This window comes from Bartonella harrusi (assembly GCF_024297065.1).
Classification (GTDB): domain Bacteria; phylum Pseudomonadota; class Alphaproteobacteria; order Rhizobiales; family Rhizobiaceae; genus Bartonella; species Bartonella harrusi.
On the sequence record NZ_CP101114.1, the window covers coordinates 135,310 to 147,098 of the forward strand.

General features: G+C 37.6%; 9 protein-coding genes and 2 pseudogenes. 4 read left to right on the forward strand and 7 right to left on the reverse strand.

The features are described from left to right. Position 1: 1 nt before the first annotated feature. The 5 genes from ugpA to NMK50_RS00570 all read right to left on the reverse strand — a co-directional run bounded on the left by ugpA (position 2) and on the right by NMK50_RS00570 (position 5,396). Complete coding sequence (gene ugpA, locus NMK50_RS00550; RefSeq protein ID WP_254770472.1) at positions 2 to 886, reverse strand: sn-glycerol-3-phosphate ABC transporter permease UgpA; 885 nt, start codon at positions 884 to 886, stop codon at positions 2 to 4. A 101-nt stretch (positions 887 to 987) separates the two neighbouring features. Beyond that, positions 988 to 2,319, reverse strand: coding sequence for a sn-glycerol-3-phosphate ABC transporter substrate-binding protein UgpB (gene ugpB / locus NMK50_RS00555; RefSeq protein ID WP_254770473.1), 1,332 nt, complete (start codon positions 2,317 to 2,319; stop codon positions 988 to 990). Between the two features lie 511 nt (positions 2,320 to 2,830). Continuing rightward, positions 2,831 to 3,757 carry a metal ABC transporter solute-binding protein, Zn/Mn family gene (locus NMK50_RS00560; RefSeq protein ID WP_254770474.1) on the reverse strand — a complete coding sequence of 309 codons (927 nt, stop codon included), beginning with the start codon at positions 3,755 to 3,757 and terminating at the stop codon, positions 2,831 to 2,833. Between the two features lies 1 nt (position 3,758). Next, positions 3,759 to 4,640 (reverse strand): metal ABC transporter permease, encoded by an 882-nt coding sequence (locus tag NMK50_RS00565; RefSeq protein WP_254770475.1) that lies wholly within the window; start codon positions 4,638 to 4,640, stop codon positions 3,759 to 3,761. A 3-nt stretch (positions 4,641 to 4,643) separates the two neighbouring features. Then, positions 4,644 to 5,396 (reverse strand): ABC transporter ATP-binding protein, encoded by a 753-nt coding sequence (locus NMK50_RS00570; protein WP_254770476.1) that lies wholly within the window; start codon positions 5,394 to 5,396, stop codon positions 4,644 to 4,646. A 690-nt stretch (positions 5,397 to 6,086) separates the two neighbouring features. On the opposite strand from NMK50_RS00570, the gene nrdH reads away from it, so the two are divergent. The 4 genes and pseudogenes from nrdH to nrdF all read left to right on the forward strand — a co-directional run bounded on the left by nrdH (position 6,087) and on the right by nrdF (position 9,828). After that, on the forward strand, positions 6,087 to 6,311 hold the full coding sequence (nrdH, locus tag NMK50_RS00575) for a glutaredoxin-like protein NrdH (protein ID WP_241438092.1): 225 nt from the start codon (positions 6,087 to 6,089) through the stop codon (positions 6,309 to 6,311). Next, on the forward strand, positions 6,311 to 6,709 hold the full coding sequence (gene nrdI / locus NMK50_RS00580; RefSeq protein WP_254770477.1) for a class Ib ribonucleoside-diphosphate reductase assembly flavoprotein NrdI: 399 nt from the start codon (positions 6,311 to 6,313) through the stop codon (positions 6,707 to 6,709). The genes nrdH and nrdI overlap by 1 nt, the downstream gene beginning before the upstream one ends. Next, positions 6,691 to 8,841 (forward strand): class 1b ribonucleoside-diphosphate reductase subunit alpha, encoded by a 2,151-nt coding sequence (nrdE, locus tag NMK50_RS00585; protein ID WP_254770478.1) that lies wholly within the window; start codon positions 6,691 to 6,693, stop codon positions 8,839 to 8,841. Before nrdI ends, nrdE begins: the two co-directional genes overlap by 19 nt. Before the next feature lie 11 nt (positions 8,842 to 8,852). Further along, positions 8,853 to 9,828: pseudogene (gene nrdF / locus NMK50_RS00590) on the forward strand (class 1b ribonucleoside-diphosphate reductase subunit beta). Here the strand turns inward: nrdF and prmC are convergent. Together prmC and prfA are read right to left on the reverse strand one after the other, a co-directional pair. Next, positions 9,825 to 10,690, reverse strand: a pseudogene (gene prmC / locus NMK50_RS00595) (peptide chain release factor N(5)-glutamine methyltransferase). The pseudogenes nrdF and prmC overlap by 4 nt on opposite strands. Then, positions 10,687 to 11,766, reverse strand: coding sequence for a peptide chain release factor 1 (gene prfA / locus NMK50_RS00600; RefSeq protein ID WP_254770479.1), 1,080 nt, complete (start codon positions 11,764 to 11,766; stop codon positions 10,687 to 10,689). The pseudogene prmC and the gene prfA overlap by 4 nt, the downstream one beginning before the upstream one ends. Positions 11,767 to 11,789 lie beyond the last annotated feature (23 nt).

The following is an 11,789-nucleotide window of genomic DNA, read 5'->3' on the forward strand; positions in this document are numbered from 1 at the left end:
CCTAATACTGTACGCGACGTTCAATCAAGCGAAACTGAATAAACGTTAAAACAATAACCATCAACATTAATATTGTTGATTGTGCTGCTGATGCGCCTATTATTTGATTTTTAAAACCATCATCATACACTTTGTAGACGAGAGTACTTGTTGCACGTGCAGGACCACCAGAGGTTATGTTATCAATGATACCAAATGTATCAAACATAACATAATTAATATTAACGATAAGAAGAAAAAAAGTCGTTGGTGAAATCTGTGGAAAAACCACAGTCCAAAATCGTTTAAAAGGGTTCGCACCATCAATTGCTGCTGCTTCTATTTGAGAACGTGGAATAGATTGAAGCCCTGCAAGAAAAAAAAGAAAATTATAGGAAATTTGTTTCCAGCAGGCGGCAACCACAATAAGGATCATTGCGTGAGTGCCATTGATACGATAATTCCATACGATGCCGATTTTCTCCAAAAGAAAAGGGATAACTCCAATAGTTGGATGAAAGATAAATAACCATAAAATACCTGCTAATACTGGAGCAACAGCATAAGGCCAGAGTAAAAGCGTTGTGTAAGCTCTTTTTGTGTGGATGACACGATCAACGCAGACAGCAAAAAGAAGCGATAGCGACATTGAAACGACAGTAACCGAAAGAGAAAAGACTGCAGTTGTAAAAAGTGATTTTAGATAAGCTGGATCAGAGAGAACTGTTACATAATTTTCAAAACCAATAAAAGTTGTCGCAAATCCAAAAGGGTCTTCACGCTCGAAAGACGATTTTATTGCTTGAGCAGCAGGCCAAAAGAAAAACAAAAAAGTCACAATGAGTTGAGGTAAAAGTAGCCAATAGGAAAGCAAACTATTTTTGAAATATACTTGTTTTTCTTGCATTCATAAGGATCTTTAATACAGAGACTTTAGAAGGGCGAATAAAAAAGAACGAAAGAGGCTTAACTATTTGGTTTTTTGATATTTACGACAATAATTAAACATTAATGATTGGCTTTTTCAAATTCACGTAAGAGTTTATTACCACGTTTAACGGCTTCATCTAATCCATCTTTTGGTGTTTTCGAACCACTAAGGACAGCTTCTAATTCTTGATCAAGAATAGAACGAATTTGTGGTAAGTTACCAAATCTTATACCCTTTGAATGAGGAGTTGGTGGGTTAAGATTGATCTGTTTAATAGCAATATCTGCACCAGCATTTTTATCGTAGTAATGCTGTTTTTTGCTCAATTCATAAGCAGCCTTTGTTGTTGGAAGGTAACCTGTTATCTGGTGCCACTTAGCTTGGTTATCTGCTCTTGAGAGATATTTAAGGAAAGCGGCTGCACCTGCATATTCTTTAGAGGTATGTCCTTTTAAAACCCAAATAGAAGCACCCCCAATAATTGAATTTTGAGGTGCACCTTTTACATCATCATAGTAAGGCAGCAGACCAAATCCGACATCGAATTGTGCTTCTGAAAGAATTCCAGCACGAGACCCTGAAGATTGCATAAAGATGGCACAATTTTGCGTCATAAACATTGGTGTTGAATCTAATGCGCCGGCAGGACCACCATAACGAAAAATGCCTTGATCAGACCATTTTTTAAGGTCGGTCCACATGCGCACTTGTAAAGGCCCATTAAAGGTAAGCTTTGAATCGAGCCCACCAAAACCATTCTCTTTTGTTCCAAAAGAAACATTATGCAAAGCTGAAAAATTTTCTATGCCAAGCCACTGAGAGGCATAAGACATTGTAAAACCACAATTTGCCGCCTTAGTCTCAAGAATTTTTTTGGAAAATTTTTCTATATCTTGCCATGTTTTAGGGGGAGTGTCTGGATCAAGTCCTGCTTTTTTAAAGATATCTTTATTATAATAAAGAATTGGTGTTGAAGCATTAAATGGCATAGAAAGCATTCGCCCCTGAACATCAGAATAATAACCACTGATAGCAGGTAAATAGCCAGTAGGATCGAATTCTTGTTTTGTATCAGCCATAAGTTGATAAATGGGATAAACAGCGCCTTTTGCAGCCATCATTGTTCCGGTACCAACTTCATAAATTTGGGCAAGAACGGGTTGCTGTTTTCCACGAAATGCTGCGATGAGTGAAACCATGCCTTCTTCATATTCACCACGAAATGAAGGAACAACTTTGTAATCAGACTGACTGGCATTAAAGTCGTTAATGAGACGTTCAGTTTGTTTTCCTAACTCACCACTCATGGAATGCCAAAAACTAACTGTTGTTTGTGTTTGCGCAAAACTCGCTGTTACCATGCTGATAGCAACTGTAAATGCGGCTAGAGAAAGATAAAAACGATTCACGTATCCCCCTTGCTGAGGTGATGAAATACAGGGTTTTCCCAAATTTATAGTATTACACATGAACATGCCATTATAGTTTCGTTTCAGAAATATGTTAGTTCATTTAAACAGGAACCACCAAAAGGTCAAACAAATTTGTTTAAACAGATAATTTTTCCTTCGTTAAGAGTTATTGTGTATTCACGTGATACGATTCTGTAACGATCGAATAAAAAGACGAAATGATTTAAATGGCAAAGCAAAAGAGAAAATTAAAGATACAAACTGTAAATATCATTGAGAGAAGGCTATTGTAGTTTTTGAATTTATTTCTTTCTAAAAAGAGTGTATTTTTTAGGCTCGACATAAACAAAAAAATATCCATAATTTCCTTTATTTAACCATCTCTTATCATGCTTCTATTCAATAAATTATTTCAGTACGGAACACCCTTTATACTATTATTGGTAAGATTTTAAGTTATATCCACTATGAGTTTACACCTTTTTATTCGCTCCTTTGTAGACTCGTTTTAGTTTTTTGTTATCGCATCAATAATAGTTTTAACATTATGTTCCATCATCTCGAGATATGTTGCAGCAGGACCGTTTTCGTCCGACAATGCATCGGAATATAAAGTTCCACCAATTTTTAAACCTGTTTCTTTTGAAATCTGTTTTATGAGGCGGGGATTAGAGATGTTTTCAACGAATAGGGCGGTTGCTTTATTCGCTTTAATTTGTTTGATAAGTTGGGCTACATCGGCTGCTGTTGCTTCAGTTTCCGTTGAAGCACCTTGGGGTGCAAGGATGGTGAAACCATATTCTTGTGCAAAATAGCCAAAGGCGTCGTGAGATGTGATAATGATACGCTTCTCTGTTGGGATAGTCGCAATCTTTTTGGTAAGTGCTTCTTGTGTTGCTTGAAGCTTTTGGATGTAGATGTTGGAATTTTTTTGGTAGCTCGCGCAGGATTGTTGATCGATTTTACATAAAGCAGCAGCAATATTTTTGGTATAAATTTCAACATTAGGAAGGGTTTGCCAAGCATGTGGATCAATATCACTGTGATGGTGGTGTTGATGGGAAGTGTGTTCTTGCGTTTGAATTTTAAGGGGAGAGATGTTAGTACTCACTTCGACAAGCAGTGCTTTTGTTCCGCTTGCTGTGATGAGACGATCCATGAAACCTTCTAAATGCAGTCCGTTGATGAAAATAATGTGAGCATTTCTAAGAGTTTTAGCATCACTGGGACTAGGTTCATAAGTATGGGTATTCGCATTAGGGCCGATTAGGGTCGTTATAGAAATATGATCGCCTCCTACATTTTTTACTAAATCTGCAAGAATGGAAAAGCTTACAACAACTTTAATTTTGTTGTGCGCAGAAGTAGAAAATGGAAAAAAGACAAACAATAAAAGAGTTCCAAGTAGAACAAATTGTTGTATAAATTTAGGCATATTATTTCCTTAGGGTAGGGAGGGATGTATAAAAGAGACGAGGAAACCATGTTACAATAAAGCCACGTGGACTTATGAGGCAAGAAAGAAGATAAATAAATCCTCCGGCAATAATAATAGCAGGACCGGAGGGAAGCGACAGATGAAAAGAAAGCAGGAGTCCACAGATGCTTGCAATGATTCCCAAGAAAATAGAGAGTATGCAGATAGAGCCCAAATGTGAAAGCCAAAAGCGGGCGGTAATGGCTGGAATCATCATAATGCCAACAGAAAGCAATGTGCCTAGTGATTGAAAGCCACCAACCAAATTCAATACGACAAGGATAAGCAGTGATATATGAACATATTTACTCAGTGGAGAGAGTGATTTAAAAAAGAGGGGATCAAAGCTTTCTAATACCAGTGCGCGCCAGAAAATATAAAGACTGCATATTGTGATTAGCATTATAGCGGTAATGAGTAAAAGAGCTTGTGTATCCAGTGCAAGTACTGAGCCAAATAAGAGATGAAGCAGATCAATCGTTGAGTTTTTAAGAGAAACAATGATGACACCTGCTGCGAGTGCAATAAGATAAAAGACTGTCATTGATGCATCTTCTTTTTGAAAGCTATTTCGTGAAATCAAGGCTGTTGCTAAAGCAACAATAATACCAGCTAAGATACCACCAAGTGTCATAGAGAGGAGCGAAAATCCACAAAGGAGAAAAGCAATCGCAACACCAGGAAGGATAGCATGGGATATAGCATCTCCTGTTAAACTCATTCCACGCAGCATCAAAAATACACCAACAGGACAGGCACTGATGGACAGTAAAACTGAACCGATAAGGGCGCTTTGCATAAAATGGAAATCAATAAAGGGAGCAAGAAAAAATGCGTACACGTATTATAACCTCATAGAACGAGAATCATCGAGGGGGAAATATTGTTTTAATGTGTTGATATCGAAAGAAGGTGATGTGAAAGATGGCATAACGTGATGAATGTTGTTATGGAAAAACTGTTGTGTTTCTTCATAAAAGGCATTTTTTCTATCAATTTGAATTATATGGGGGAAATATTCTTGCACGACAACAGGATCATGGAGAGCGGTAAGAACTGTTCGTCCTTGTTGTTGCCAGTGTGTGATCAACGCAAGAAGATCCCTTTGGGTATTACGATCTACACCATTGAAAGGTTCATCAAGCAAAATAATATCGGCATCTTGTACAATAATACGTGCAAAAAGGGCGCGCTGTAATTGGCCACTTGAGAGCGTATCAAGTGAACGCGTAGCCAGTGCTGTAAGGCCAACCATTTCGAGTGCATTCTGAATTTTAGGGTAATAAGAGCGATGACTTTTCCATAATCCACAAAAAGACCATAATCCTGTTTTTATAAGCGATTGTACATCAATGGGAAATGTTTGATCTATATCACATTGCTGGGCAAGATAAGCAATTCGGCTTTTTTTCGGTTTTGTAATTTTACCATTGAGAGGTTTAATCAATCCCGCCACGGCTTTTAGCAGCGTAGATTTTCCCGCGCCATTATCGCCTATTATTGCTACCAACGATCCAGCTTTTAATTTTGCTGAAAAGCTCTTGATAGCTATCCTATTTACATAGCCTAATGTTGCATTGTTGAAATGCAGCCTCATAATTCCACCTTAAATTATTGATCTCAAAAAGTTATGTTATAATATAACGTTTGTCAATAAAAATGTTATATTATTACATATGTGTTGAGAGTTAAAAATATCAGTGAGAAGATCGTGGACAATTCAAAATAATAATTGAATTTTCCTTGACGAAAAAAAGAGCGTGTATACTATATATAGTATCAGAATGATTGTTGATTCTAAATAAGCACAAGTGAGGGTAAAGTGTGTTTCGTTTGGTGTCTAAGTTATTTCCGTAATATAATCATTAAAGATTTTATTCAAAAAGGAGAGTCTTATCTCTATAGGAGTATTTCTCTCAAAGGAATCTCCTTTTGTTTTCGTCATTGGTTTTTGTCTTGAAAGAGTAAAACTAAGCTACGGTAAGTAGTTGCGGGGGTGTTCCTTTTTCAGACAGTAGGAGGGAATTGTAATGCAAGCAAAAGATTGTTGTAAACTTAAGGAAATTTGCCATTTAAGTTATAGAATAATTGTTTATTTTCATCATAATTTTTGAATTATTTGATGGGGATTGCTTTTGTGTTCAGGAGGCTATGTGCTATTGACAAGAGGTATAGCCCCTACGTGTTTGTGTACGATTCCTATTTTTTGTTATCCTTGAGTATTTATGAAGTTATCAGAATAAACCCTTTAAGGGTTGATTTGTTAGAATTTTGAAAGTTGAAGAAAATGCCGGTCACTATTTATAGCAAACCATCTTGTGTTCAATGTGATGCTACGCGTCGTGCCTTTGATGCTAAAGGTATTCATTATCGTGTAGTCGATATTTCTCGTGATGAACAAGCATATACTTTTGTTCAATCTCTTGGATATCGTCAGGTTCCTGTGGTTGTTTGTGGTGAAAATCATTGGTCTGGTTTTAGACCAGATATGATTAGTGGTCTTTGTGTTTAATGGAACTTATTGTTTATTATTCGAGTGCAACGGGTAATACTGAACATTTTGTTTCTCAGCTTGGCCAACGACTTTTCAAGATCGATAAGAAAAACCCGTCTGTGTTAGTTAATGAGCCTTATGTATTAGTTGTTCCTACCTATGCAGATGGTGAAGGGAGAGGAGCTGTTCCCAAAGCAGTTATCCGTTTTCTCAATGAGGTAGAAAATCGCAAATTGATTCGTGGTGTTATTGGTGGTGGGAATCGCAATTTTGGTCGCTATTATAGTTTAGCGAGTAAGATCATTGCTGAAAAATGTTTCGTACCTTGTCTTTATCGTTTTGAGTTACGTGGAACGGATGAAGATGTTATTTGTGTAAAGAAGGGATTGGAAAGATTTTGGAAACAATCGGTATAGAACAATCACAAAAATCAGGTCAGATTATGGATTATCATGCGTTGAATGCAATGCTTAATCTTTATGATGAAAATGGTCATATTCAATTTGATATGGACCGACTTGCTGCACGACAATATTTTCTCCAGCATGTTAATCAAAACACGGTTTTTTTTCATAACTTGAAGGAAAAAATAGATTACCTGATAGAAGAAGGTTATTATGAAAACGCTTTGTTTGAGCTTTATGATTTCTCTTTTATAAAAAAACTTTTTAAGCGTGCTTATGCATTTAGGTTTCGTTTTCCTACTTTTTTGGGTGCATTTAAATATTATACCAGCTATACATTGAAAACTTTTGATGGAAAACGCTATCTTGAGCGTTATGAAGACCGTGTTTGCCTTGTGGCGTTATATTTAGCACAAGGAAATAAAATGCTTGCTGAAATTTTGGTAGATGAGATTATTACAGGCCGGTTCCAACCGGCAACACCAACGTTTTTAAATGCGGGGAAAAAACAACGTGGCGAATTGGTTTCATGTTTTTTGTTGCGTGTTGAAGACAATATGGAATCGATAGGGCGTTCGGTTAATTCAGCTTTACAACTCTCAAAACGTGGTGGAGGTGTAGCACTTTGTTTGACCAATTTGCGGGAAGCAGGGGCACCAATCAAGCAAATAGAAAACCAATCTTCAGGTGTATTACCTGTGATGAAACTTTTGGAAGATTCTTTCTCTTATGCCAATCAACTTGGTGCACGGCAAGGGGCTGGTGCTGTTTATTTACATGCGCATCATTTAGATATTATGAAATTTTTGGATACAAAGCGTGAGAATGCTGATGAGAAAGTCAGAATCAAAACACTTTCGCTTGGTGTGGTGATTCCTGATATTACTTTTGAGCTTGCACGTAATAATGAGGATATGTACCTATTCTCACCCTATGATATCGAGCGTGTTACAGAAAAACCTTTTAGTGATATTTCTTTGACAGAGCATTATCGATCTTTTGTTGATAATGCCAAGATTCGTAAAAAGAAAATAAATGCACGTGTTTTTTTTCAGACATTAGCTGAGATTCAGTTTGAATCAGGTTACCCTTATATTTTATTTGAGGATACAGCCAACCGCGCCAATCCAATAGCCGGACGAATAAGTATGAGCAATTTATGTTCAGAAATTTTGCAGGTAAGTGAGGCCAGTGAACTGGAGACAGATTTAACTTATCGCACTATTGGAAGTGATATATCCTGTAACCTTGGTTCGATGAATATTGCAAAAGCAATGGAAAGTCGTGATTTTGGGCAGACGGTAGAAGCGGCTGTTCGTGCTCTTACGGCTGTTTCCGATATGAGCAATATTGACTGTGTCCCTTCGATTGCGAAGGGCAATGCTGAGAGCCATGCGATTGGTTTGGGACAAATGAATTTGCATGGTTTTTTAGCGCGTGAACAGATCTATTATGGATCTCCAGAAGCGATTGATTTTACCAATATCTATTTTTATATTGTAACGTATCATGCAATACGTGCATCCAATTTAATTGCACGCGAACGCCAAAAAGTCTTTGCAGGGTTTGACAAATCAGCTTATGCGGATGGTCGTTTTTTTGCAAAATATCTTGAAAAAGAATGGAAACCACAGTTTGCACTTGTACAAGAGCTTTTTGCACGAAATAATATCGTTATACCAAACCAAAAAGATTGGCAGGAACTCAAGAATTTAGTTGTTGAGTACGGGCTGTATAATCGCAATCTACAGGCTGTTCCCCCCACAGGATCTATTTCCTATATTAATCATGCAACATCTTCCATTCACCCAATAGCTTCAAAGATTGAGATTCGCAAAGAGGGAAAAATTGGGCGCGTTTATTATCCCGCTCCTTACATGGATAATACGAATTTGAATTTCTACCAGGATGCTTATGAGATAGGTCCTGAAAAAATTATTGATACCTATGCAGCTGCTACACAGCATGTTGATCAAGGTCTTTCATTAACATTATTTTTTCCGGATACAGCCACCACGCGTGATATTAACCGCGCGCAAATTTATGCTTGGAAAAAGGGTATAAAGAGTATTTATTATGTACGGTTGCGGCAAGTTGCGTTGAGTGGAACAGAGGTGGATGGCTGTGTTTCGTGTAGTCTATAGGAGATAATCATATGACAAAAATTACAACAAAGGATTCTGTTGTTTGCGCTGTCAATTGGAATAGATTGCATGATGAGAAAGATCTTGAAGTATGGAATCGCTTAACTGGAAACTTTTGGTTGCCTGAAAAGGTTCCGCTTTCTAATGATATCCCTTCGTGGGCAAGTTTGACTGAGGAGGAACGTCAACTAACAATTCGTGTTTTTACGGGGTTAACGCTCCTAGATACGATTCAAAATACCGTAGGAGCCATTTCACTATTAGCTGATGCGATAACAGAGCATGAGGAGGCAGTGTTAACAAATATTGCCTTCATGGAAGCGGTTCATGCACGTTCTTATTCTTCTATTTTTTCAACGTTGTGTTCAACAGTGGAAGTTGATGATGCTTTTAGATGGTCAGAAGAAAATATTCATTTGCAAAAAAAAAGCGAGATTAGTGCTTGAACGATATGAAGCAAATGATCCGCTAAAGAAGAAGATCGCTTCAACTTTATTGGAGAGTTTTTTATTTTATTCTGGTTTTTATTTACCCATGTATTGGGCAAGTCGCGCTAAATTAACAAATACAGCAGATCTCATTCGACTTATCATTCGTGATGAAGCTGTCCATGGTTATTATATAGGCTATAAATTTCAATTGGGGTTTGCAAAACTTGATGAAGCTGCAAGGCAAGAAATGAAAGATTTTGCTTTTAATTTGCTTTTTGATCTTTACAATATTGAATGCAAATATACGGAAGATCTTTATGATGCACTTGGATTGACAGAAGATGTTAAAATTTTTCTTCATTATAATGCAAACAAAGCTCTCATGAATATAGGTTTTGAAGCTCTTTTTCCTCCTGAGGTTTGCCGCGTTAATCCTGCTATCTTAGCGGCGTTGTCACCAAATTCTGATGAAAATCATGACTTTTTTTCAGGCGCCGGTTCTTCTTATGTCATTGGCAAGGCAATTGCTACCACGGATGATGATTGGGAATTTTAAGAACTACATGCAAAAAGAAGTGTGCGAGGTATGTCGTTAAGATCTTTGCGCATTTCTAGGCACTTGAAGCCATTTTTTTCAAACAAGCCGCAAACTTCTTTTTCTTGAGAGTAGCCTATTTCGACAGCGACAAAACCTTTTGCGTTTAAGTGGTTTTTTGCCTTATGAGCGAGTTTTCGATAACAATCAAGACCATCTTTCCCACCATTCAAAGCGCGTAATGGATCATATAGCCGCACTTCTTTTGCAAGATTTTGGATCTCTTTTTCTGGAATATAAGGTGGATTGGAAACGATAAGATCGAATTGACCTGTTACAGAATCAAACCAATCGCTAAGAAGAGGCATAAAACGATTTATAACATCAGCATTCTCCGCATTTTGTGTCGCTGTTTTGAGAGCATCTTCGGAAATATCGACAGCCACTGCGTAGGAGTGGGGAATGTGTTTAAGAATCGCAACAGCAATCACACCACTTCCTGTTCCCATATCAAGCAATGTTATTTTTTTTGATTTTTCACCACGTTTTTTGAGGAGTGGTAAGACAAGATCTACGAGCGTTTCTGTATCAGGGCGTGGTTCTAAGGTACCTTGAGAGAGTGCGAAAGATATACCATAAAATTCTCGTTTTCCAATAATACGATAGACTGGTTTTCCAGAAAGGCGTCGTTGTACAGCATGTTCTAATTGTGCAATTTGCTCACAAGAGAGGCATAGATCTGGTTGGGAAATTCTATCAAAGGCATTTGTACCTGTTATCCATTCAACAAGTATTTTTGCCTCAAGATTAGCTTCAGAAATTCCTTGATTGTGTAATTTTTTTGTGTTTTTCGGATAGCATCATTAAGAGTGTATACGTTCATTCATCGTTATCCATTTCCATAAGAAGTGCTGTCTGGTGATCGGAGATGAGTGCATGAATAATTTCATCAAGATCTCCTTCTAGGACGCGGTCAAGCTTATACAGAGTAAGATTAATACGGTGATCTGTGATACGTCCTTGAGGGAAGTTATAGGTACGAATACGTTCCGAGCGATCACCAGAGCCAACTTGGTTTTTACGCGAAGCTGAACGTTCATTTTCTGCTTTTTGTCGTTCGATATCAAATAAGCGCGCACGTAAAATTTGCATTGCACGTGCCCGATTTTGGTGTTGTGATTTTTCTGCTTGCACAACCATAATTCCTGTTGGAATATGCGTGATACGAACAGCTGAGTCAGTTGTGTTGACATGCTGTCCTCCTGCTCCAGATGCACGCATTGTATCGATACGAATGTCTTCTGGACGGATTTCGATATCAATTTCCTCAGCTTCTGGAAGTACTGCAACAGTAGCAGCAGATGTATGAATACGTCCACCTGTTTCCGTTTCAGGAATGCGTTGCACACGATGAACACCTGATTCAAATTTCAGTTTAGAAAAAACACCTTTGCCTGAAATGGTTGCAATAATCTCTTTATATCCACCAACCTCCCCTTCATTGAGGGAAACGACTTCAACTTTCCAGTTATGCATATTGGCATAACGTTCATACATGCGAAAAAGATTACCGGCAAAAAGTGCTGCTTCTGACCCACCTGTTCCTGCTCGAATTTCAATAATAGCACTTTTTTCATCAGCGACATCTTTGGGTAAAAGAAGAATCTGGAGCTCTTTTTCAAGTTGTTCCATCTTTTGATATAATAATGCTAGCTCTTCTTGAGCAAGATTACGCATCTCTATATCTGTTAGTTTATCACTGATGAGGGCCTCCAGTTCTGTACTCTCTTTATAAAGAGCATTTAAGGCATGTATGGAGGTAACGATTGGTTGCAATTCTGCATATTCAGAAGCGAGTTTTACATATGTTTCAGCATTGGGATTTTCAGCCATTTGGCTTTCAATTATTTCAAAGCGTTTTTCAAGCTGTCGCATACGATCTTGTGGCAAAGAAACCATGACAATATTAGCCTAATTTGTTA

What these genes read in the sequence shown, in the direction of transcription:
- NMK50_RS00570 (WP_254770476.1), bottom strand. Translation starts at nt 5,396, where the DNA reads ATGAGGCTGCATTTCAACAATGCAACATTAGGCTATGTAAATAGGATA.
- prfA (WP_254770479.1), bottom strand. Translation starts at nt 11,766, where the DNA reads ATGGTTTCTTTGCCACAAGATCGTATGCGACAGCTTGAAAAACGCTTT.
- ugpA (WP_254770472.1), bottom strand. Translation starts at nt 886, where the DNA reads ATGCAAGAAAAACAAGTATATTTCAAAAATAGTTTGCTTTCCTATTGG.
- NMK50_RS00560 (WP_254770474.1), bottom strand. Translation starts at nt 3,757, where the DNA reads ATGCCTAAATTTATACAACAATTTGTTCTACTTGGAACTCTTTTATTG.
- nrdH (WP_241438092.1), top strand. Translation starts at nt 6,087, where the DNA reads ATGCCGGTCACTATTTATAGCAAACCATCTTGTGTTCAATGTGATGCT.
- nrdI (WP_254770477.1), top strand. Translation starts at nt 6,311, where the DNA reads ATGGAACTTATTGTTTATTATTCGAGTGCAACGGGTAATACTGAACAT.